Below are 21677 nucleotides of genomic sequence, written 5' to 3' on the forward strand. Positions count from 1 at the left end.
CGCTCATAAAAAAAGCCCTGCTTCGGCGGGCTTTTTTATCGCACGCTATTCGGAGAAAAACATTGCGCAGGATTGGCATGCAATGAGCACAACTAATCTCAAGCCATCGAACACCGGACGTGGTGAGCTTGCAGACGTACTACTGACTTACCGAGGCATTTTCATTCACGTCGGCCTGTTTTCAGGCGTGATAGCCATTTTAATGCTGGCCCCAACGATCTACATGCTGCAAGTGTATGACCGGGTTCTCGCCTCTGGTAATGAAACTACGCTGTGGATGCTGACGCTGATTGTCCTGATGATCTATACATTTATCGGGGCACTGGAATGGATACGAAGTCTGTTGGTATGGCGCCTGAGTGTTGGATTCGATGAAAAACTGGCCCCTCGCGTCTTCGATGCTGCATTCGACGCCAACCTGAAAACCGGCAAGGGCAATGCAGCACGGCCACTGGAAGACTTGCAGCAACTGCGCCAATTCATTACAGGCCAATGGTTACTGGCTTTGTTCGATGCACCATGGTCTCCGATCTATATATTGGCCATGTTCTATTTTCACCCGGCGCTAGGGTTTTTCGCCCTGGGCAGCACCCTGATATTGCTAGCATCAGGTTGGCTGAATGAACGCATAAGTCGCAGCCACTTGAAAAACGCCGGAGAAATGATGATTGCGTCGAGCCGTAGCGCCGATGCAAACCTGCGCAATGCCGAGGTGATCGCTGGCATGGGTATGCTCGCGAATCTTCGGCGTCGCTGGGCTGTACAGCATCAATCCTATGTGCGCGAGCAAAGTGTCGCCTATGTTCGCATGGCGACACTACTGGGATTCAACAAAGCCCTGAGACTGGTCATGCAGTCATTGGGCTTGGGACTGTGCGCGTGGCTGGTTCTGGAACATGAAATGACGCCCGGCATGATGATCGCAGGGTCAGTGCTGATGAGCAGAGCCCTGTCACCGATCGATCAGATCATTGGCGCCTCCCGCAGTTGGACCAATGTGAAGGAAGCGCACCGCCGCCTCAACCAGCTACTGGACGCCTTCCCACCTGAGGACAAGGGAATGGCATTCCCCCAACCGACAGGGGAAGTCATCGTCGAGCAATTGACGGTTACTTCGCCTGACCGGGCGCAGATGCTGCTGCAAAATATCTGCTTCAAATTGGCGCCAGGAGAGAGCCTGGTAATCGTGGGTCCCTCCGGTGCGGGTAAAAGTACGCTGGGGCGGTGCCTGGTCAATGCGCTAGAGCCACTACGCGGCAAGGTACGCCTGGACAATGTGCCGTTGGATCAGTGGCAACCTGAAACCCTCGGTAGACACCTTGGTTACTTGCCCCAGGACGTACAGCTGTTTTCAGGTTCAGTAGCTGAAAATATTGCCCGCTTCGATACCCTGGACGAAGCCAAAGTCATTGCAGCAGCCCAGATGGCTGGCGTGCACGAATTGATTCTTCAGCTACCGGAAGGCTACCAGACTCAGTTGGGTGACAACGGCATGGGATTATCGGGCGGGCAACGCCAGCGAGTAGGCCTGGCACGTGCGCTTTATGGAAATCCAAGTTTGATCATATTGGACGAGCCTAACTCCAATCTGGATGACCTGGGCGAAGCCATGCTGGCGCAAGCCATTTTCAGAATGAAACAAGCCAGGATCACCCTGGTATTGATTACGCACAAGCCCAACGTTGCAAGACAGGCGGACAAGATGCTGATTCTGAAAGCAGGCACCAGAGTGGACTTCGGGCCGCTGACTGAAGTCATGGCGAGAACGCAGAAACTTGCAATGAATGCCAGGGCTGCCGTAGAGACGCCTTGATTTTCGACCCCACAAGCATTGAGCAATCAAAAACATTGCTCCGACTTTATAGAAAGCATGGTAGCTGACTCGATGAATGCGGCGTGCGACAAAGGCAATTCATCCTCCAAGGAGGACAGATATTACGTTCATCTGGGATGGCTTATCGTCTTGTTTGGCGTAATCGGTTTCTTGGGGTGGGCGTTATGGGCCCCGCTGGATGCAGGTGTAGCCATAGAGGCGAAAGTCATTGTCAGTGGCAATCGCAAGGCCGTTCAGCCACTTGCAGGCGGCAAGATACAAAAGATTCATGTCGTGGAGGGAGAGCGGGTAGAAGCTGGCCAGGTACTGGTTGAACTGGATTCCACATTGACCTCGAATCAGTTCGATTCGTTGCGGCTGCAATACTTGACCAGGCTGGCTACCTGGAACCGCCTCACGGCCGAACGCGATGGACTGCCAGAAGTCCATTTTGATGAAAGCCTGCTGCAAGAGCGGGAAAGCAACCCACAGATAGAGGCCATCGTTCGCGTTCAGCAGCAGTTGTTCGATAGTCGCCTGCGTGCTCAAAAGGCAGTGCAGGACGGACTGGAAGCAACATTGCGCGGCACACTCGAGCAGATTAACAGCGTGCAACGGATCTTGCGCTCACGCGAGGATCAGCGCCGTGGCTTTGATCGTCAGCTTGAGAGTCAGCGGATTTTGGTCGATGAGGGACTGCTGGCGCGAAATCGTTTCCTGGAAGCAGAGCGCCAATATTATCAACTGCTGGGGTCGATTGCCGATGATCAGGGTCGTTTGGGTTCGCTGAAAGAAAGTGTAAACGAGGCAAAAGCGCAACTGGTTTCCCAGCAAGCCCAGTATCAAAAAGAACTGCGCACCGAGCTGAGCGAAGTTCGTACTTACATGACAGATTTGCAGTCACGATTGAATACGGCGCAATACGAAGTAGAGAACAGCAACGTCATCTCTCCAGCGACGGGTATCGTGGCCGGTCTGTCGGTATTTACCCATGGCGGCGTCGTCAATCCCGGGGAGAAGCTGATGGACATCGTCCCGTTGAACGAACCGCTGATGGTAGAGGGACGCTTGCCTGTGTCGGAGGTGGACAAGGTTCATTCCGGCCTGCAGGTCGAGCTGGAGTTCATGGCGTTCAGCCGCACGACCACACCCAAGCGGCTGGGTACCGTCAAGACGGTCTCTGCGGACAGGATGGAAGACTCGAAGAACCAGCCCTATTACCGAATAGAAATCAATGTGAGTGATCTCCAGGGGCAGGAGATCGCACCGGGGCTGTCGTTGGTGCCCGGTATGCCGGTAACCGCTTTTATCAAAACTGGCGAACGCACGTTAATGGCATACCTGCTCAAACCGCTTCGCGATCGTACACGCCTGGCGCTGACAGAGAATTGAACGATAAATACGAAACGATGAAAGATAAATCCATCCTGCCTGAAGTGTTCCGACGCAAGAGAACACTCCGGCCATGTTCCCTGACATCGCTTGCCCTGTTATGCATCGCAGGCTGGTCGAGTGTCGTGCAGGCAGAATCAGTGCCGCGAAACCTGCCGGACCTTTCACATCCACGATCTGTGGCATCGGTCAATGCGGTGTCAACGGGTGGAGCCAATATCGACCTGGTGCGGGCTTACGAGAGCATGCTGCTCAACAACCCGAAAACACTGGCAGCAAAAGTGGCTCGTGATGCTGGTTTGAATGAAGAGGATATTGCTCGAGCCGCCCTGTTGCCCAAGGTGTCCATCAACTATATGCGCAACCGCACGGACCGGTCGGAACGTCTTGAGCCAGCCAGCCTGGTGGGCCAGGACGATACTATCGACGATCGATTCTTTGGAAAGAGAACCAGCCTGAACGTTGAGCAGGTGCTTTTCGACTATTCGGCCATCAGCACCTACCGCATGGGAAAACTGCGTGCGGAGCATGCCGAGATCGAGTATCGACTGCAACTTCAGCAGCAGGCCATTTCCTTGATCGATGTCTACCTGAATGCTGTGCTGGCCCGTGACTTGCTCGAACTGACCCGTCATCAGTTGCGCACTTATCAAAATACCCTACATGACAATGAAACCGTCTTCGCCCAAGGGGAAGGCACCCGCGTAGACATCCTGGAAACACGCTCGCGGCTGGGCACTATCCGCGCACAACTGGTGGATTACGAAAATGGCTTGGCGGATGCCCTGAAAGAACTGTCAATGCTGCTAGGCGAAGAAATCCAGGCATCGCAGCTGATGTCCATCGACTTGTACTCGGAGCAATTGCCACTGCAAGGTGTCGACAAACAAACGCTGCTCGATGATGCCCTGACGGAGAACCCGGAAATTCAAGCGGCTCGCCTGGCAGTCAGTTATAGCGAACTGAGCATTGAGCGGGAGAAGGGGCAATTCATGCCTCGCCTTTCACTTTTTGCGACACAGGACCGGGTCGACTCCGACAACATCAATAACAGCGGACGCGATTACCACAGCAGAACCATCGGCCTGCAGGTTTCAATACCGCTGTTCAGCGGCGGATCAAGCTATTACGCCAAACAGCAAGCACACCGTCAGCTGGAACGTGCGGGTTACGACCTGCAAGACAAAAGTAACGGCATAGAATATCTGGTAGAAAAATACTATCGGACCTGTACGACCAGCATGCAAAGAATCCATATGCTGCGTCAGAGCGCGACCGATGGTTCCGATCTGGTAGCGGCCTTGCGCAAGAGTGTAATAGGTGGTGAACGTACCAACTCGGACGTTCTGGATGCCGAGAATCAGACCTATCAAGCCCGGAGGGATTTGCTACGCGCAGTGATTGAATTATTTCAGGCCTATCCTAAAGTGCAGTTTTATGCGGGCCGATTCTCTGAAGATGATGTCTTGGCCCTGAACAGAAGAATGTTATTTTAGGGGGGGCTGAAATATCCGGATATTTTCCGGACGTCGAGCGGTCAGCATTTGAAAAAAAAGGGGACTGATTTATTTCTCAGAAATAAATCAGTCCCCTTTTCTAGTCCCCTTTTCTACAATATTAAAAGAAAGCGACTATGGCACACGTGATCGGCAGGCCATGCGGGTCTTCAAGGCCGAGGACAGCAACGAGTAAACTGGTACAACAGTGATGGTCGCTGCTGCCCCTAACGATCAACTTTTTACCAGTTAAATTAATTTGAGATAACAGAATTGAAAAGAACAAGAAGAGATTACGACTTAGAGCCTGATCCATTCGCCTGCTATAAAATGGAATATATTCATAACCAATCAAAATTAAATTTTGAGTCAACAACTAAGTGGCTGTATCTTGGCGCTAATACTAGAGATAGGCAATTTGCCAAAATTGGAATAACCATGGGTGACCTCACTAGCAGGTCATCTAGCTCAGAGAGCCCAAGCTACCATCTGTTTTGCGCATTTAAGTGCAGAGACAACATATCTAGATCCGAACTTGAACGCATCGAGCAAAGTGTTTTAAATCATCTTGAAAAGTTATTCACCTATTCCGACGGCTCGACTAAGCGAGCATCGCATCATGAGTCAGAGCGAATTTCAGAATGCTTTTATGATGTTGATTTTTTGGACTTATTTGGCGAGCTTCATTACTACCTGTATGAAAATCATTGTAACTATTTTATTCGTTCGGGTTTTGAAAATGACGCAGGGGTTGATGAGGGCGATTTCCTAGATTGCGAATTCAATAGGCGCAATATGTCACTTAGCGAAGTCAACAGACACATAAGAATGATTCTTCAATAGTGTCGGTATATATTGTAAGCGATACACCCCCCCCCCAGTTATAGAAGCACGCATGTACACCATCGTGCTCACTAACTGATCGAGGAAGGAGGCGTGAACTTGTTCTGTTAGATGCTCGCACATGTATACAATGTCCGCTACGGGTCGATAGATACCCGTCGTGAGCGGTAGTTTTGGCCGAAATCTGTCGTCTCTAAATGGCGGCTTTCGGCCAAAAGCGGACATTTTGAGTAGAGAAATTAAATCCGTCCCCTTTATCCCTTCTTTATCCCTTTATCCCTTTATCCCTTTATCCCTTTATTCCTTTATTCCTTTATCCGTCGTCCCCTTCATCCGCTATGCCTTTCTCGTCTCTTCCAGTGCGAGTCGCAGGCCTACGGACCTGAGCAGCGGCCAATACCAAGCGGACCTAGCTCGCTGGAGGGCGGTTGTAGCGTCCATATTCCAGGCGCTGGATTTTTATGGAGATCATCACGAAAAGGAGGAGGATACCGAGGCCGCCGGAAGCCGCCACAACCACGGAAAAAGCCCCCCAAATATGAGCAATACTGCCGGTGCTCCTGAGCGCAGCGAAGACGAGACACACAAGCGAAATCACGAATCCTAGAATCGCAATGGCCAACGAGCACTCCCGCTCAAATTTGTCCTGAACCGGATCCCCACCGACTAATGTTCTCGGAATCTCCCGAATGCAAGCAGCCCAGATAGAAACACAGAAAAAAGAGAACGCCGGAAACTGCAGGGAAATCTCAGGTTCGGGGTTCGAAAAATAGATCAGTGCAAAAGGTGACTGCAAAAGGTGACAGATTTATTTTTACTGATCTAATTTCCTACATCTTTTACTGTATCCACGAAAAAGGATGATCAGGCTAGCAAGCCTTTGGGCTTAGGGAATGCAGAAATGTACGCCAAGGTGGTCGACAGGCTGTTGGACTAACCCCCGCTGCAGGACAGTCTGCTTTTGGCCGTTATCTGCCCATTGCCGCCGTCCGCTATTGGCCGAATGCAGCCTGTCGGAGTATCCCTTACCTGTTGAGGCGTAAATAAGGAGCAGATCACGACTTTTTTTCCGCCAACCCTTGCCTAATCCCGGTCGGTCTGCCGGAAACCTTTCGCCACAGATCCTGCCTTCCAGTCCCGACCGGTCCTGCGCTACCTTCCACCGTCGCTTCCAATCCAGCGACCGGACCTGATAATCCGAAAACAATAGGCTCACTTAATAGGAGCTTAATCAATGAACATTTCTGATCATCGTACCCTCGCAATTCCTCAACCCGCACCTCCACCCATCTGGGAGGTGCCCAATGATCAACCCACCCCCCAACAAAACCCTCGGCGTCATCACCTTTTCCACCTGCGGCAAACAGCCCAACCTCCACCACCTATTCCGCGTCAATTCCGGCGTACCCATACGCGATGCCCTCGAGCATGCCTCCGAGCTTCTCCATTGTTCAAAAATGCTGGCATTGGATGCAGCGATGGACAACAGCGCAGATCGCTACGCCTGGGCCGCACATTATTTGGGGGAGATGGCGAAGGCGGTGGTGGATGATTTGGCGAATGGGATGTTGCCGAATGGGGTCACTGAGGAGGGGGAAGGGGTTGGTGTGTAGGCAGGGGATTTGAGGTGTTGGGGCTGGCGTCATCGCAGGCAAGCCCGCTCCCACAGTAGATCGTGTTTCAGATAGATAGTGGGTGGTGAGCAGTGAATGCGCTGGTCACCCACTTTTCTGCAGGCGAAAAAAAAGACCTTGAATTTCAAGGTCTTTCTTTAAGATGGTGCCCCGAGGGAGACTCGAACTCCCACTCCTTTCGAAAACGGATTTTGAATCCGCCGCGTCTACCAATTCCGCCATCAGGGCTCAATGGCGGCGAAGTATAGAGATGAGATTACCGTTGGTCAATCACGTTTCATGGTCTATTTTCACTATTTCCGCTAGACTTCCCGGCCCTGCTAGACGAACCCCATCATGCGCGTTGCTGACTTTACTTTTGAACTGCCTGATTCGCTGATCGCTCGCCACCCTTTGGCCGAGCGTCGCGCCAGTCGACTGTTGACCCTGGACGGGGTCAGCGGTGCCCTTGCACACCGTCAATTCACTGATTTGCTTGAGCATTTGCGCCCAGGCGATTTGATGGTCTTCAACAATACCCGGGTGATTCCGGCGCGGCTGTTTGGCCAGAAAGCGTCCGGCGGCAAGCTGGAAATTCTGGTGGAGCGGGTGCTGGACAACCATCGTGTGCTGGCCCATGTGCGCTCCAGCAAGTCGCCCAAACCGGGCTCTTCGATCTTGATCGAGGGCGGTGGCGAGGCGCAGATGGTGGCGCGCCATGATGCGTTGTTCGAACTCAAGTTCGCCGAAGAAGTATTGCCGCTGCTGGAGCGGGTCGGGCATATGCCGCTGCCTCCTTATATAGACCGCCCCGACGAAGACGCGGACCGCGAGCGCTACCAGACGGTGTATTCCGAGCGACTGGGCGCGGTAGCGGCACCGACGGCGGGGCTGCATTTCGATCAGCCATTGCTGGAGTCGATTGCCGCCAAGGGCGTCGAGACGGCTTATGTGACGCTGCACGTGGGGGCCGGGACGTTTCAGCCGGTGCGTGTGGATAACATTGAAGACCACCATATGCACAGCGAATGGCTGGAGGTCAGCCAAGAGGTGGTGGACGCGGTCAATGCGTGCAAGGCGCGCGGCGGGCGAGTGGTGGCGGTCGGCACCACCAGCGTGCGTTCCCTGGAGAGTGCGGCGCGCGACGGTGTACTCAAGCCGTTCAGTGGCGACACCGATATCTTTATCTACCCGGGCCGGCCGTTTCATGTGGTCGATGCCCTGGTGACCAATTTTCATTTGCCGGAGTCCACGCTGTTGATGCTGGTCTCGGCTTTTGCGGGTTATCCAGAAACCATGGCTGCCTATAAAGCCGCCATCGACAACGGATACCGTTTTTTCAGTTACGGGGATGCGATGTTTATCACCCGCAATCCGGCGCCGACTGCCCCTAAAGAAGCGGGCCCAGAGGGACAACCATGAGTCGTATGTCGTTTGAATTGTTGGCCACCGACGGCAAAGCCCGTCGCGGCCGCTTGACCTTTCCCCGTGGCACCGTCGAGACCCCGGCGTTCATGCCGGTCGGTACCTACGGCACGGTAAAGGGCATGCTGCCCCGGGACATCGTTGCCACCGGCGCCGAAATCATCCTGGGCAACACCTTCCACCTGTGGCTGCGTCCAGGTACGGAAGTCATCAAGAAGCACGGCGACCTGCATGATTTCATGAAGTGGCAGGGTCCGATCCTCACCGATTCCGGTGGTTTCCAGGTGTTCAGTCTGGGCGCCATGCGCAAAATCAAGGAGGAGGGCGTGACCTTCGCCTCGCCGGTGGACGGCTCCAAGGTGTTCATGGGGCCGGAAGAGTCGATGCAGGTCCAGCGTGACCTGGGTTCCGACATCGTGATGATCTTTGACGAATGCACGCCGTACCCGGCCGATGAAGAAGTGGCGCGGGTCTCGATGGAATTGTCGCTGCGCTGGGCCCAGCGCTCGAAGAATGCCCACGGTGACAACACCGCGGCGTTGTTCGGCATTGTGCAGGGCGGCATGCATGAAAACCTGCGCAAACGCTCCCTGGAAGGTCTCGACAAGATCGGCTTTGACGGCCTGGCCATCGGCGGCTTATCGGTGGGCGAGCCCAAGCACGAGATGATCAAGGTGCTGGATTACCTGCCGGGCCTGATGCCGGCTGACAAACCTCGTTACCTTATGGGCGTTGGCAAACCGGAAGATCTCGTAGAGGGTGTGCGCCGCGGTGTGGACATGTTCGATTGCGTGATGCCAACCCGTAATGCCCGCAATGGGCATCTGTTCATCGATACAGGCGTGCTGAAGATCCGTAACGCGTTCCATCGCCATGATGATTCGCCGCTGGATCCCACCTGTGATTGCTATACCTGCCAGAACTTCTCCCGTGCTTATCTGCACCATCTGGACAAGTGTGGGGAAATGCTGGGTAGCATGTTGAATACCATCCACAATTTGCGTCACTACCAAGTCCTGATGGCTGGTTTGCGCGAGGCTATTCAACAGGGTACATTGGCCGCCTTCGTCGATGCCTTCTATGCCAAGCGCGGGCTGCCCGTGCCGCCCTTGGACTGAGTTTCCCGACCCTAAGATTCACTATTTGCAACTGGAGTGCTAAATGAGCTTTTTTATCTCTAACGCTATGGCTGACGCCGCTGCACCAGCCGCTGCTGGCCCTATGGGTGGTGGTTTCGAGTGGATTTTCCTGGTCGGCTTCCTGGTCATCTTCTACCTGATGATCTGGCGTCCACAGGCCAAGCGCGCCAAAGAGCAGAAGAACCTGCTGGGCAGCCTGCAAAAAGGCGATGAAGTGGTCACCACCGGCGGTATCGCTGGCAAGATCACCAAGGTTTCCGATGCTTTCGTGGTTCTGGAAGTTTCCGACACCGTTGAAATGAAGTTCCAGAAAGGCGCCATCGCCGCCACGCTGCCAAAAGGCACGCTCAAAGCGATCTAAGTTCCAACCTTTACCAATCGACGGGGCGCGCAAGGCGCCCCGCGTCATAAGCGGGCGGCGTGATGCTGAACAAATACCCTCTGTGGAAATACGTACTGATCCTGGCGGTGCTGGCGATCGGTTTTATTTATTCCGCTCCCAATCTCTATCCTGATGACCCGGCGATCCAGATCACTGGCGCCAGCACTGCGCTGCAGGTCACCCAGGCTGATCTGGACCGCACCAGCAAAGCGCTGGTCGATGCGGGTATCCAGGTCAAGGCGGCAACCTTGGCGGCTGATGCGAAAGGCGGCTTGTTGCGCCTGACCAAGCAAGAAGACCAATTGCCAGCCAAGGATGTCGTGCGCAAGGTGATGGGCGATGACTATGTCGTCGCGCTGAACCTGGCACAGACTACTCCGCAATGGCTGCGCAGCATTGGCGCGCATCCGATGAAGCTGGGCCTGGACTTGTCCGGTGGTGTGCACTTCCTGCTGGAAGTGGACATGGACAAGGCCCTCGACGCACGCCTTAAGGTCTACGAAGGCGACGTGAAGAGCCTGCTGCGTAAAGAGCGCCTGCGTTATCGCAGCCTGCCGCAGCTCAACGGTGCCATCCAGCTGGGCTTTGCCGACGAAGCAGTCCGTGAACAAGCCCGTGCGCTGATTCGCAAGAACTTCAATGATTTCGACATTGTTCCCGCCGACCTCAATGGTCAGCCGGTGCTGCGTCTGGCGATGACCCCGGCCAAGCTGGCGGAAATCCGTGAATACTCCATCAAGCAGAACTTGACCACGGTACGTAACCGCGTCAACGAGCTGGGTGTGGCCGAGCCTTTGGTTCAGCGTCAGGGTGCCAATCGCATCGTGGTCGAGTTGCCAGGCGTGCAGGACACCGCGGAAGCCAAGCGGATCCTCGGCAAGACGGCCAATCTTGAGTTCCGTCTCGCGGCTGAGCCGGGTGCTTCCCGGGCGACGTCCGAGACCTTCGAGTTCCGCGAAGGCAATCGCCCGCCCGCCCAGATCGAGCGTGGCCTGATCATCACGGGCGACCAGGTGACTGACGCCAAGGCTGGTTTCGGCGAGCAGGGCACGCCGGAAGTGAACATCCGTCTGGATGGCCACGGTGGCGAACTGATGAGCCGCGCGACGCGCAGCAACGTCGGTCGCAGCATGGCGGTGATCTTCATCGAGCAGCGTCCGGTCACCACCTACACCAAGCAAATGGTCAACGGCGTCGAGAAAGACGTGCCGGTACAGACCTTCAAGGAAGAGAAGAAGATCATCAGCCTGGCGACCATTCAATCGCCGCTGGGGGCTCAGTTCCGGATCACTGGCCTGAATGGCCAGGGTGAATCGTCGGAGCTGGCACTGCTGCTGCGTGCCGGTGGCCTGGCGGCGCCGATGTACTTCGCCGAAGAGCGCACGATCGGTCCGAGCCTGGGTGCTGACAACATCACCAAGGGTATCGATGCGTCCCTGTGGGGCATGCTGTTCGTGTCGTTGTTCATCATCGCCATCTACCGCTTCTTTGGCCTGATCGCGACCGTTGCGCTGTCGGTGAACATGGTGCTGTTGCTGGCCCTGATGTCGCTGCTGGGGGCTACACTGACCCTGCCAGGTATCGCCGGTATCGTCCTCACCATGGGGATGGCGGTGGACGCCAACGTGCTGATCTTCTCGCGGATTCGTGAAGAGATTGCGGCTGGCATGAGCGTGCAGCGCGCAATCAACGAAGGCTTTGGCCGGGCATTTACCGCAATTCTCGACTCCAACCTGACCACATTGCTGGTCGGCGGGATTCTCTTTGCCATGGGCACCGGCCCGGTCAAGGGTTTTGCGGTGACCATGTCCCTGGGTATCTTTACCTCGATGTTCACGGCCATCATGGTGACCCGTTCAATGGTCAACCTGATCTTTGGCGGGCGTGACTTCAAGAAGTTGTGGATTTAAGGGGCTGCCATGTTACGTACAATCAACTTCATGGGCGTTCGCAACATTGCGTTCGGCGTCACCGTGCTCCTTACTGTTCTGGCGTTGTTCAGCTGGTTCCATAAGGGCCTGAACTACGGTCTGGACTTCACCGGCGGTACGCTCATCGAGCTGACTTACGAGAAGCCGGCCGACGTTGGCCAGGTGCGCAACGAGCTGGTCAAGGCCGGCTACGACGAAGCCGTGGTACAGAGCTTTGGCGCGACCACCGATCTGCTGGTGCGCATGCCGGGCGAAGACCCGCAACTGGGGCAGCAAGTCGCTGACGTCTTGCAGAAAGTCGGCGGCGACAACCCGGCGTCGGTCAAGCGCGTCGAATTCGTTGGCCCGCAAGTCGGTGAAGAGCTGCGAGACCAGGGCGGCCTCGGCATGCTGATGGCGTTGGGCGGCATCATGCTCTACCTGGCTTTCCGCTTTCAGTGGAAGTTCGGGGTGGGCGCTATCGTCTCGCTGATCCACGACGTGATCGTGACCGTGGGTATCCTGGCGTATTTCCAGATTACCTTCGACCTCACCGTATTGGCGGCGGTACTGGCGATCATTGGTTATTCCCTCAACGACACCATCGTGGTATTCGACCGGGTTCGCGAGAACTTCCGGGTGCTGCGCAAGGCGACGTTGATCGAGAACATCAATATCTCCACGACCCAGACCCTGCTGCGGACCATGGCGACATCGATCTCGACTCTGCTGGCGATCGCCGCACTGATGATTTTCGGTGGCGACAACCTGTGGGGCTTCTCTCTGGCGCTGTTCATCGGCGTGCTGGCGGGTACTTACTCGTCGATCTACATCGCTAACGTGGTGCTGATCTGGCTGGACCTCAGTAGTGAAGACCTGATTCCTCCGGTCGCGACCGACAAGGAGATTGACGACCGTCCTTGATGGGCGTTTGTTGGTCGGCTGTCGCAAAAGAAGGCGTGAGGATTGAACTCACGCCTTTTTTTTTGCTCCAAGGCTGGGTATAGCGCGGACGTTTCGGTCCGCTTGTGATGGTCAGGAGGTTCACGTGAACAAGTCGTTACTGGTTGGTGCGGTATTGGGTGCTGTCGGTGTGACTGCCGGGGGTGCTGTCGCCACCTACAGCCTGGTAAAAAGCGGCCCTGAGTATGCGCAAGTACTGGCAGTGCAGCCGGTCAAGACCCAGATCAAAACACCGCGTGAGGTCTGCAAGGACGTCACCGTGACCCGGCAGCGTCCGGTGCAGGATCAACATCAAATCGCCGGCACTGTGGTCGGTGCCCTGGCCGGTGGCTTGCTGGGGAATCAGATCGGTGGCGGCAGCGGCAAGAAGATCGCGACCGTGGCTGGCGCAGTGGGTGGTGGTTATGCCGGTAACAAGGTGCAGGAAGGCATGCAGAATCGTGATACCTACACCACCACGCAGACTCGCTGTAACACCGTGAATGACATCAGCGATAAGGTTGTCGGGTATGACGTGCGTTATAACCTGGATGGCAAGGAAGGCACGGTGCGCATGGAGCGTGATCCTGGTGGGCAGATTCCGGTGGATAAGGAAGGGCGTCTGATCCTGGGTCAAAACCAGCAATAATCCCGGGCCTGGCGCAGATTCAAAAAACTGTGCAATTCAAAATGTGGGAAGGGGTTTGCTCCCGATAGTGGTGGATCAGTCAGCCAATCAGGCGCTGACCCACTGCAATCGGGAGCAAGCCCCTTCCCACATTTGCTTGGTGGTGTGGCTGGCATTTCAGGCGCAAGCAAATCCAAGGCAAAAAAAAGCACCTCGAAAGGTGCTTTTTTTGTGCTTGCTCGCTTAGCGCTTCAGCGAAGCCGGCAGGTGCGGCTGAATAGCCGTCAGCACCGCCTTGAAGCATTTGGTGTTGCCGGCTACGACGTGACCCTTTTCCAGGAAGTCGTGACCGCCAGTGAAGTCGCTCACCAGGCCGCCGGCTTCTTGAATCAGCAGCGCGCCTGCCGCCATGTCCCATTCGGACAGGCCTGACTCCCAGAACGCATCAAAACGACCGGCGGCGACATAGGCCAGGTCGAGGCTGGCGGCGCCGGCGCGACGGATGCCTGCGGTCTGGCCAACCAGGGAGCGGAACATGCCCAAGTAGTTTTCCAGGTTGTCCATCTGGTCATCGCGGAACGGGAAGCCGGTGCCCAACAGGGCGCCGTCCAGGCTGGTGCGGCCGCTGACGCGCAGGCGACGACCGTTCAGTTGGGCGCCACGGCCACGGCTGGCGGTAAATTCTTCCTGGCGAACCGGATCCAGTACAACGGCGTGTTCCAGGCGGCCGCGGTATTTGCAGGCAATGCTCACGGCAAAATGCGGGATGCCGCGCAGGAAGTTGGTGGTGCCGTCCAGTGGGTCGATGATCCACAGGTAGTCTTCGCCTTCGCCGCTACCTTTGTGCAAACCGGTTTCTTCACCGAGGATGCCGTGAGTAGGGTAGGCCTTGCGCAGGGCGTCGATGATTTTCTGTTCGGCGGCGCGATCCACCTCGGACACATAATCCTTGGCGTCTTTTTCGTCGACCTTGATGGTATCCAGGCGCTCGATGGAGCGGAAGATCAATTCACTGGCGCTGCGGGCGGCGCGCAGCGCGATATTCAGCATGGGCTGCATGGATGTGTCACCTAAGGTTGTTAAAGAAAGCCGGGCATTCTAGCAGAAACTTTCTTCAGGTGAAGGACGACGTTCGCTTTCATGGCATAACCTTAGGCTGTTCTGTAAGATTTGCTCCCCTTTCCCGTGTCCGAGAGCGCCTCCCTTGCTGCAAAACATTCGTGTCGTCTTGGTCAATACCAGTCACCCCGGCAATATCGGTGGGGTGGCGCGAGCCATGAAAAACATGGGGCTGACGCGCCTGGTGCTGGTTGAACCGCGCCTGTTTCCGCACCACGAGGCTGATGCTCGTGCATCCGGCGCCAATGACATCCTTGAAAAAGCTCAGGTCGTCGCCACTTTGGAAGAGGCCTTGGTCGGCTGCAATCTGGTGCTCGGCACCAGCGCTCGCGACCGTCGAATTCCTTGGCCGCTGCTTGATCCCCGCGAGTGCGGGGCCAAAGTGGTCGAGGAAGCGGTCGGTGGTGCTGAAATCGCGTTGGTATTCGGTCGTGAAGATTCCGGCTTGACCAATGAAGAGCTGCAGCGATGTCATTATCACGTGCATATTCCATCAGATCCCGAGTTCAGTTCGTTGAATCTTGGGGCTGCGGTGCAGGTGTTGAGTTATGAAGTGCGTATGGCCTGGCTGGCAGCCGCAGGGCAGCCGAGCAAGGTAGAAAAGGAAGAGGTTGCGTCGAGCAAAAGTGGCGAATTGGCCACCATGGACGAGCTGGAGCGGTTCTATGAACACCTGGAGCAGACCCTGGTGGCCATCGAATTCCTCGATCCCGAAAAACCACGGCATTTGATGGCGCGCTTGCGTCGACTGTACGGGCGCAGTTCAGTCAGTCGAGCGGAAATGAACATATTGCGTGGCATCCTCACGGAAACCCAGAAAGCGGCCCGTGGCGAGCTTCTTAAGCGGAAGGATTAAAAAATGTTCGAGCGTTTGCGAGAAGATATCCAGAGTGTTTTCCACCGTGACCCGGCGGCGCGCAACGCCTTCGAGGTATTGACCTGCTACCCGGGCATGCATGCGATCTGGATTCATCGTCTGTCGGGTGCCTTATGGAGCATGGGCTGGAAATGGCTGGCGCGACTGGTGTCGAACTTCGGTCGCTGGCTGACCGGGATCGAGATTCATCCGGGGGCAAGAGTCGGGCGTCGCTTCTTCATCGACCACGGCATGGGCATTGTGATTGGTGAAACGGCCGAAATCGGCGATGACGTGACCCTCTATCAGGGCGTGACCCTGGGGGGCACCAGTTGGAATAAGGGCAAGCGCCACCCGACCCTGGGCGACGGCGTGGTAGTGGGGGCGGGCGCCAAGGTATTGGGCCCATTCACTGTCGGCGCCGGCGCCAAGGTCGGCTCCAATGCGGTGGTCACCAAGGCTGTTCCGCCGGGTGCGACCGTGGTGGGGATTCCGGGGCGGATCATCGTCAAGCCGGAAGTCGGCGACGAGCAGGAAGCCAAGCGCAAGGCGATGGCCGAGAAGATCGGCTTCGATGCCTATGGTGTCAGTGAAGACATGCCCGACCCGGTGGCGCGCGCCATTGGCCAGTTGCTCGATCACCTGCAGGCGGTGGATGGCAAGCTCGATGGAATGTGCGGGGCGCTGAAAGAACTGGGCAGTACCTACTGTGCCAAAGACCTTCCAGAGCTGCGCGAAGAAGATTTCGCCGAAATCAAGGACGAGGCGGCCACAAAGGCCAGTTGAAGTCCAGGGATCAGCGCAAAACCCAGGTGTGCGGGCTTGCTCGCGAATGCGGAGTGTCAGTCGCCGAGTATATCGACTGATTCACCGCGTTCGCGAGCAAGCCCGCTCCCACATTCGCTCTCCATTGGTCTGCGGTTCGCCCTTGTTCCCGCTGTTCGTCCCCGGCCCTTCCTGCTATGATTCGCGCGCCCTTTTTGCGGGTATTCCTGACTAAAGTACTAGGTCTTATAGTTGACTTAAATACTCGGGAATAGCATACTTGCTCCCATTCTGAAGCACCTTGGTATTTGTCCATGAGACTGACTACAAAAGGCCGATATGCGGTGACCGCCATGCTGGATCTGGCCCTGCACGCGCAAAATGGCCCGGTGTCCCTGGCCGATATCTCCGAGCGCCAAGGCATTTCCCTGTCTTACCTCGAGCAATTGTTCGCCAAGTTGCGCCGCAGCAACCTGGTTTCCAGTGTTCGCGGTCCTGGTGGCGGTTATCAGTTGTCTCGCGACATGCAGGGTATCCAGGTTGCACAGGTGATCGACGCGGTGAACGAATCCGTCGATGCCACCAAATGTCAGGGGCTGGGTGATTGCCATGCCGGCGATACCTGCCTGACGCACCACTTGTGGTGTGACCTGAGCCTGCAGATCCATGAGTTTTTGAGTGGTATCAGCTTGGCTGATCTTGTAACTCGCCGTGAGGTGCAAGAAGTAGCCCAGCGTCAGGACCAGCGCCGATGCAACACCAAGGCGCCGCTTCTGGACAAGATTGAAGCGTCCGCCGTCGAGTGACAGCCGCAGAGCTAACGGCACGCCAGCCAGCCTGATTTAGGAGAAAGTCCATGAAATTGCCGATTTACCTTGATTACTCAGCGACCACCCCGGTTGATCCGCGTGTTGCGCAAAAGATGAGTGAATGCCTGTTGGTTGACGGAAACTTCGGCAACCCGGCCTCCCGTTCCCACGTGTTCGGCTGGAAAGCCGAGGAAGCGGTCGAGAACGCTCGTCGTCAGGTCGCGGACCTGGTCAATGCCGACCCACGCGAAATCGTCTGGACTTCCGGTGCCACCGAGTCCGACAACCTGGCAATCAAGGGCGCGGCGCATTTCTACGCCACCAAAGGCAAGCACCTGATCACCACCAAGATTGAGCACAAGGCTGTCCTCGACACCATGCGCCAACTGGAACGTGAAGGGTTTGAGGTCACCTACCTCGAACCGACCACCGACGGCATCGTGACCCCGGCGATGATTGAAGCGGCGATGCGTGAAGACACCATCCTGGTTTCCGTCATCCACGTGAACAACGAAATCGGCACCGTCAACGACATCGCGGCCATCGGCGAGCTGACCCGTTCCAAGGGCGTGCTGCTGCACGTCGACGCGGCGCAGTCCACCGGCAAGGTCGACATCGACCTGTCCCAGCTGAAAGTCGACTTGATGTCGTTCTCGGCGCACAAAACCTACGGTCCCAAAGGCATCGGCGCCCTGTACGTGAGCCGCAAGCCTCGCGTGCGCATCGAAGCCACCATGCACGGCGGCGGGCACGAGCGCGGCATGCGTTCCGGCACCCTGGCGACCCACCAGATCGTTGGCATGGGCGAAGCCTTCCGTGTGGCCAAGGAAGACATGGCTGCCGAAAACGTGCGCATCAAGGCGTTGAACGAGCGTTTCTACAAGCAGGTCGAGAACCTCGAAGAACTCTACGTCAACGGCAGCATGACCGCCCGTGTACCGCACAACCTGAATTTGAGCTTCAACTATGTCGAAGGCGAGTCGCTGATCATGGCGCTCAAGGATCTGGCGGTTTCGTCCGGTTCGGCCTGCACCTCGGCCTCCCTTGAGCCGTCTTACGTCCTGCGCGCCCTGGGCCGCAACGATGAGCTGGCGCATAGCTCGATCCGCTTTACGTTCGGCCGTTTCACCACCGAAGAGGAAGTCGACTACGCCGCGCAGAAAGTCTGCGAGGCTGTGACCAAACTGCGTACCCTGTCGCCGCTGTGGGACATGTACAAGGACGGTGTCGATATCTCCAAGATCGAGTGGGCGGCACACTAACTATAGAAGCCGCCACCCAAGCTCTGTAGGAACGTGGCGGAAAACGCAGGCGTTTTTACAGGGTTCCAGAGCGGCCCTGATGAGTGAGGATTCAGTACCATGGCTTACAGCGAAAAGGTCATCGACCACTACGAAAACCCGCGTAACGTCGGCAAGATGGACGCGGAAGATCCTGATGTCGGCACCGGCATGGTCGGCGCCCCGGCGTGCGGCGATGTGATGCGCCTGCAGATCAAGGTCAACGACGCTGGCGTTATCGAAGACGCCAAGTTCAAAACCTATGGCTGTGGTTCGGCCATCGCCTCCAGCTCCCTGGCGACCGAGTGGATGAAAGGCAAGACGCTGGATGAGGCTGTCACCATCAGCAACACCCAGTTGGCCGAAGAGCTGGCCTTGCCGCCAGTGAAAATCCACTGCTCGGTACTCGCGGAAGACGCCATCAAGGCGGCGGTTCGCGACTACAAGCAGAAGAAAGGCTTGATCTAAGCAATTTGGCGACGAGTAAGGAGTCAACGATGGCTATCAGCATGACAGAAGCGGCTGCGCGGCACGTGCGACGCTCCCTGGATGGGCGCGGTAAAGGTGAGGGAATTCGTCTGGGTGTTCGCACCACGGGCTGTTCCGGCCTTGCCTACGTGCTGGAGTTTGTCGATGAGGTGGTTGCGGAAGATCAGGTGTTCGAAAGTCACGGCGAGAAAGTGATCATCGACCCGAAAAGCCTGAGCTACCTGGACGGCACCGAACTCGATTTCGTCAAGGAAGGGTTGAACGAAGGCTTCAAGTTCAACAACCCCAACGTGCGCGGTGAATGTGGCTGCGGCGAAAGCTTCAACATCTGAGGCTATTTGTGGGTACTCCTTGTCATTTCGCTTTATTTGATCTGCAGCCGAGTTTTCGGCTGGATCTCGATCAGCTCGCCACGCGCTACCGTGAACTGGCGCGTGGGGTGCATCCCGACCGCTTCGCCGACGCTTCCGAGCGTGAGCAGCGGTTGGCACTGGAGCAGTCGGCCAGCCTCAATGAAGCCTATCAGACGCTGAAAAACCCACCTAAGCGTGCGCGTTACCTGCTTGCGTTGAACGGTGGCGAGTTGCCGCTTGAGGTCACGGTGCATGATCCGGACTTCTTGCTGCAACAGATGCAGTGGCGCGAAGAACTCGAAGACTTGCAGGACGAAGCCGATCTGGCGGGTGTCGCGGTCTTCAAGCGTCGTCTGAAAGTGGCTCAGGACGAACTCAACGAAAGCTTCGCAGCCTGTTGGGATGATGCAGCGCAGCGCGAGCAGGCCGAACGCCTGATGCGGCGCATGCAGTTCCTCGACAAGCTCACCTACGAAGTGCGCCAGTTAGAAGAGCGCCTCGACGATTAACCCAGTGCTGCCCCGATTGCACGCCTGATAGACAGATAAGACCTGATTACCATGGCTCTACTGCAGATCGCCGAACCCGGCCAAAGTCCACAACCGCACCAGCGTCGCCTGGCGGTGGGTATCGACTTGGGTACCACCAATTCGCTGGTTGCTGCATTGCGCAGCGGCCTTTCCGAGCCGCTGCCCGATGCCGATGGCCAGGTTATCCTGCCGTCTGCGGTGCGTTATCACGCCGACCGTACCGAAGTCGGCGAGTCGGCCAAGCTGGCGGCGTCTACGGACCCGCTGAACACCGTGTTGTCGGTCAAGCGCTTGATGGGGCGTGGTTTGTCCGACGTCAAGCAATTGGGCGATCAACTGCCGTACCGCTTTGTCGGTGGTGAGTCCCACATGCCGTTCATCGACACCGTCCAAGGGCCGAAAAGCCCGGTGGAAGTGTCGGCGGAAATTCTCAAGGTGCTGCGCCAGCGCGCCGAAACCACCTTGGGTGGGGAATTGGTCGGGGCGGTAATCACCGTTCCGGCGTATTTCGATGACGCTCAGCGGCAAGCCACCAAGGATGCGGCGAAACTCGCCGGCCTCAACGTATTGCGCCTGCTCAATGAGCCGACCGCGGCCGCCGTGGCCTACGGGCTTGACCAGCACGCCGAAGGCCTGGTCGCGATTTACGACCTGGGCGGCGGCACCTTTGATATTTCGATCCTGCGCCTGACCGGCGGCGTGTTCGAAGTGCTGGCCACCGGTGGCGATAGTGCGCTGGGTGGCGATGACTTCGATCACGCCATTGCTGGCTGGATTATCAACAGCGCCGGGTTGTCCGCTGACCTGGATCCGGGCGCGCAACGTAATCTGCTGCAGGCCGCCTGTGCTGCCAAGGAGGCGTTGACTGATGCAGCTTGCGTTGAAGTCTCCTACGGTACCTGGTCGGCGCAGCTGAGTCGTGAAGCCTTCGATGCGCTGATCGAGCCGATGGTTGCTCGCAGCCTCAAGGCCTGTCGCCGTGCCGTGCGTGATTCCGGTGTCGAGCTGGAAGATGTTGCTGCGGTGGTCATGGTGGGTGGTTCGACCCGTGTGCCGCGTGTTCGCGAAGCTGTCGCCGAAGCCTTTGGGCGCCAGCCGCTGACCGAAATCGACCCGGATCAAGTGGTCGCCATTGGTGCGGCGATTCAGGCCGATACCCTCGCAGGCAACAAGCGCGATGGCGGCGAGTTGCTGTTGCTCGATGTGATTCCTTTGTCCCTGGGGCTGGAAACCATGGGCGGCTTGATGGAAAAGGTGATTCCGCGTAATACCACCATCCCCGTCGCCCGCGCCCAGGACTTCACGACCTACAAAGATGGCCAGACAGCCATGATGATTCATGTGCTGCAAGGAGAGCGCGAGCTGATCAGCGATTGCCGTTCCCTGGCACGCTTTGAATTGCGCGGTATCCCGGCGATGGTGGCGGGCGCGGCGAAGATTCGCGTGACCTTCCAGGTCGACGCCGACGGCTTGCTCAGTGTGGCCGCGCGTGAATTGGGCTCGGGCGTCGAGGCCAGCATCCAGGTCAAGCCGTCCTACGGCCTGACCGATGGCGAAATCGCCAAGATGCTCAAGGACTCGTTCCAATATGCCGGTGACGACAAGGTCGCCCGTGTGTTGCGTGAGCAGCAAGTTGACGCCCAGCGCCTGCTCGAAGCGGTGCAGGGTGCTCTTGAGGCCGACGGCGAGCGTTTGCTGGACGCCGAAGAGCGCATGGTCATCGACCTGCAGATGCAAGAGTTGGCCGAATTGATGAAAGGCACCGATGGTTACGCCATCGAACAGCAGACCAAGCGCCTTTCGCAAGTAACCGATGCCTTTGCCGCCCGTCGTATGGACCAGACGGTAAAAGCCGCCCTGGCGGGCCGCAACCTGAATGAAATTGAGGAATAA

The 21677-nt window shown here is 56.8% G+C and carries 20 protein-coding genes and 1 tRNA gene; 19 read left to right on the forward strand and 2 right to left on the reverse strand.

What is annotated here, in order from left to right; all coding sequences use genetic code 11:
- The first annotated feature begins 82 nt into the window (after positions 1 to 82).
- The 5 genes from AC6CIA_RS04885 (at position 83) to AC6CIA_RS04905 (ending at position 7157) form a co-directional block, all read left to right on the forward strand.
- Positions 83 to 1813 carry a type I secretion system permease/ATPase gene (locus tag AC6CIA_RS04885; protein WP_498310868.1) on the forward strand — a complete coding sequence of 577 codons (1731 nt, stop codon included), beginning with the start codon at positions 83 to 85 and terminating at the stop codon, positions 1811 to 1813.
- Positions 1814 to 1831: 18 nt separating this feature from the next.
- Positions 1832 to 3205 carry an HlyD family type I secretion periplasmic adaptor subunit gene (locus AC6CIA_RS04890; protein ID WP_498310869.1) on the forward strand — a complete coding sequence of 458 codons (1374 nt, stop codon included), beginning with the start codon at positions 1832 to 1834 and terminating at the stop codon, positions 3203 to 3205.
- Entirely contained in the window at positions 3202 to 4701 is a 1500-nt protein-coding gene (locus tag AC6CIA_RS04895; RefSeq protein WP_498310870.1) for a TolC family outer membrane protein, read from the forward strand. The genes AC6CIA_RS04890 and AC6CIA_RS04895 overlap by 4 nt, the downstream gene beginning before the upstream one ends.
- Positions 4702 to 5704: 1003 nt before the next feature.
- The gene (locus AC6CIA_RS04900; RefSeq protein ID WP_498310871.1) at positions 5705 to 6151 is read left to right on the forward strand and encodes a hypothetical protein; all 447 of its coding nucleotides are present in this window, start codon (positions 5705 to 5707) and stop codon (positions 6149 to 6151) included.
- A 697-nt stretch (positions 6152 to 6848) separates the two neighbouring features.
- Positions 6849 to 7157, forward strand: a complete 309-nt coding sequence (locus tag AC6CIA_RS04905) for a DUF3077 domain-containing protein (RefSeq protein ID WP_498310872.1) — start codon at positions 6849 to 6851, stop codon at positions 7155 to 7157.
- A 164-nt stretch (positions 7158 to 7321) separates the two neighbouring features.
- Here AC6CIA_RS04905 and AC6CIA_RS04910 read toward each other — a convergent pair.
- A tRNA-Leu gene (locus AC6CIA_RS04910) sits at positions 7322 to 7406 on the reverse strand.
- 108 nt (positions 7407 to 7514) lie between these two features.
- Here AC6CIA_RS04910 and queA point away from each other — a divergent pair.
- From queA to AC6CIA_RS04940, 6 genes are all read left to right on the forward strand, one after another.
- Positions 7515 to 8579 carry a tRNA preQ1(34) S-adenosylmethionine ribosyltransferase-isomerase QueA gene (gene queA / locus AC6CIA_RS04915; protein ID WP_339531712.1) on the forward strand — a complete coding sequence of 355 codons (1065 nt, stop codon included), beginning with the start codon at positions 7515 to 7517 and terminating at the stop codon, positions 8577 to 8579.
- Between the two features lie 5 nt (positions 8580 to 8584).
- On the forward strand, positions 8585 to 9700 hold the full coding sequence (tgt, locus tag AC6CIA_RS04920) for a tRNA guanosine(34) transglycosylase Tgt (protein ID WP_339531721.1): 1116 nt from the start codon (positions 8585 to 8587) through the stop codon (positions 9698 to 9700).
- Between the two features lie 43 nt (positions 9701 to 9743).
- Positions 9744 to 10082 carry a preprotein translocase subunit YajC gene (gene yajC, locus AC6CIA_RS04925; protein WP_003175975.1) on the forward strand — a complete coding sequence of 113 codons (339 nt, stop codon included), beginning with the start codon at positions 9744 to 9746 and terminating at the stop codon, positions 10080 to 10082.
- Positions 10083 to 10144: 62 nt separating this feature from the next.
- A complete protein-coding gene (gene secD / locus AC6CIA_RS04930; RefSeq protein WP_498310873.1) occupies positions 10145 to 12013 on the forward strand; it encodes a protein translocase subunit SecD in 1869 nt (622 codons plus the stop codon).
- Between the two features lie 9 nt (positions 12014 to 12022).
- Entirely contained in the window at positions 12023 to 12937 is a 915-nt protein-coding gene (gene secF, locus AC6CIA_RS04935; RefSeq protein ID WP_498310874.1) for a protein translocase subunit SecF, read from the forward strand.
- 124 nt (positions 12938 to 13061) lie between these two features.
- A complete protein-coding gene (locus AC6CIA_RS04940; protein WP_084380022.1) occupies positions 13062 to 13604 on the forward strand; it encodes a glycine zipper 2TM domain-containing protein in 543 nt (180 codons plus the stop codon).
- A 222-nt stretch (positions 13605 to 13826) separates the two neighbouring features.
- On the opposite strand, the gene suhB is transcribed toward AC6CIA_RS04940, so the two are convergent.
- Positions 13827 to 14642 carry a type III secretion system regulator SuhB gene (gene suhB / locus AC6CIA_RS04945; RefSeq protein ID WP_498310875.1) on the reverse strand — a complete coding sequence of 272 codons (816 nt, stop codon included), beginning with the start codon at positions 14640 to 14642 and terminating at the stop codon, positions 13827 to 13829.
- A gap of 145 nt (positions 14643 to 14787) precedes the next feature.
- Here suhB and trmJ point away from each other — a divergent pair, with 145 nt between their 5' ends.
- From trmJ to hscA, 8 genes are all read left to right on the forward strand, one after another.
- A complete protein-coding gene (trmJ, locus tag AC6CIA_RS04950; protein ID WP_498310876.1) occupies positions 14788 to 15558 on the forward strand; it encodes a tRNA (cytosine(32)/uridine(32)-2'-O)-methyltransferase TrmJ in 771 nt (256 codons plus the stop codon).
- A gap of 3 nt (positions 15559 to 15561) precedes the next feature.
- The gene (gene cysE, locus AC6CIA_RS04955; RefSeq protein WP_498310877.1) at positions 15562 to 16344 is read left to right on the forward strand and encodes a serine O-acetyltransferase; all 783 of its coding nucleotides are present in this window, start codon (positions 15562 to 15564) and stop codon (positions 16342 to 16344) included.
- Between the two features lie 293 nt (positions 16345 to 16637).
- Positions 16638 to 17129, forward strand: coding sequence for a Fe-S cluster assembly transcriptional regulator IscR (iscR, locus tag AC6CIA_RS04960; RefSeq protein WP_339531707.1), 492 nt, complete (start codon positions 16638 to 16640; stop codon positions 17127 to 17129).
- A 50-nt stretch (positions 17130 to 17179) separates the two neighbouring features.
- Positions 17180 to 18394 (forward strand): IscS subfamily cysteine desulfurase, encoded by a 1215-nt coding sequence (locus AC6CIA_RS04965; protein ID WP_339531706.1) that lies wholly within the window; start codon positions 17180 to 17182, stop codon positions 18392 to 18394.
- Between the two features lie 99 nt (positions 18395 to 18493).
- A complete protein-coding gene (iscU, locus tag AC6CIA_RS04970; protein WP_028617851.1) occupies positions 18494 to 18880 on the forward strand; it encodes a Fe-S cluster assembly scaffold IscU in 387 nt (128 codons plus the stop codon).
- Between the two features lie 29 nt (positions 18881 to 18909).
- Positions 18910 to 19233: an iron-sulfur cluster assembly protein IscA gene (iscA, locus tag AC6CIA_RS04975; RefSeq protein ID WP_028620147.1), complete on the forward strand. Its 324-nt coding sequence runs from the start codon at positions 18910 to 18912 to the stop codon at positions 19231 to 19233.
- Positions 19234 to 19241: 8 nt separating this feature from the next.
- Complete coding sequence (gene hscB / locus AC6CIA_RS04980) at positions 19242 to 19763, forward strand: co-chaperone HscB (RefSeq protein ID WP_339531705.1); 522 nt, start codon at positions 19242 to 19244, stop codon at positions 19761 to 19763.
- A gap of 51 nt (positions 19764 to 19814) precedes the next feature.
- Positions 19815 to 21677, forward strand: a complete 1863-nt coding sequence (gene hscA / locus AC6CIA_RS04985; protein ID WP_498310878.1) for a Fe-S protein assembly chaperone HscA — start codon at positions 19815 to 19817, stop codon at positions 21675 to 21677.

The organism is Pseudomonas sp. GQ91, assembly GCF_059758795.1.

What these genes read in the sequence shown, in the direction of transcription:
- AC6CIA_RS04885 (WP_498310868.1), top strand. Translation starts at nt 83, where the DNA reads ATGAGCACAACTAATCTCAAGCCATCGAACACCGGACGTGGTGAGCTT.
- AC6CIA_RS04905 (WP_498310872.1), top strand. Translation starts at nt 6,849, where the DNA reads ATGATCAACCCACCCCCCAACAAAACCCTCGGCGTCATCACCTTTTCC.
- queA (WP_339531712.1), top strand. Translation starts at nt 7,515, where the DNA reads ATGCGCGTTGCTGACTTTACTTTTGAACTGCCTGATTCGCTGATCGCT.
- tgt (WP_339531721.1), top strand. Translation starts at nt 8,585, where the DNA reads ATGTCGTTTGAATTGTTGGCCACCGACGGCAAAGCCCGTCGCGGCCGC.
- yajC (WP_003175975.1), top strand. Translation starts at nt 9,744, where the DNA reads ATGAGCTTTTTTATCTCTAACGCTATGGCTGACGCCGCTGCACCAGCC.
- secD (WP_498310873.1), top strand. Translation starts at nt 10,145, where the DNA reads ATGCTGAACAAATACCCTCTGTGGAAATACGTACTGATCCTGGCGGTG.
- secF (WP_498310874.1), top strand. Translation starts at nt 12,023, where the DNA reads ATGTTACGTACAATCAACTTCATGGGCGTTCGCAACATTGCGTTCGGC.
- suhB (WP_498310875.1), bottom strand. Translation starts at nt 14,642, where the DNA reads ATGCAGCCCATGCTGAATATCGCGCTGCGCGCCGCCCGCAGCGCCAGT.
- cysE (WP_498310877.1), top strand. Translation starts at nt 15,562, where the DNA reads ATGTTCGAGCGTTTGCGAGAAGATATCCAGAGTGTTTTCCACCGTGAC.
- iscR (WP_339531707.1), top strand. Translation starts at nt 16,638, where the DNA reads ATGAGACTGACTACAAAAGGCCGATATGCGGTGACCGCCATGCTGGAT.
- AC6CIA_RS04965 (WP_339531706.1), top strand. Translation starts at nt 17,180, where the DNA reads ATGAAATTGCCGATTTACCTTGATTACTCAGCGACCACCCCGGTTGAT.
- iscU (WP_028617851.1), top strand. Translation starts at nt 18,494, where the DNA reads ATGGCTTACAGCGAAAAGGTCATCGACCACTACGAAAACCCGCGTAAC.
- iscA (WP_028620147.1), top strand. Translation starts at nt 18,910, where the DNA reads ATGGCTATCAGCATGACAGAAGCGGCTGCGCGGCACGTGCGACGCTCC.
- hscA (WP_498310878.1), top strand. Translation starts at nt 19,815, where the DNA reads ATGGCTCTACTGCAGATCGCCGAACCCGGCCAAAGTCCACAACCGCAC.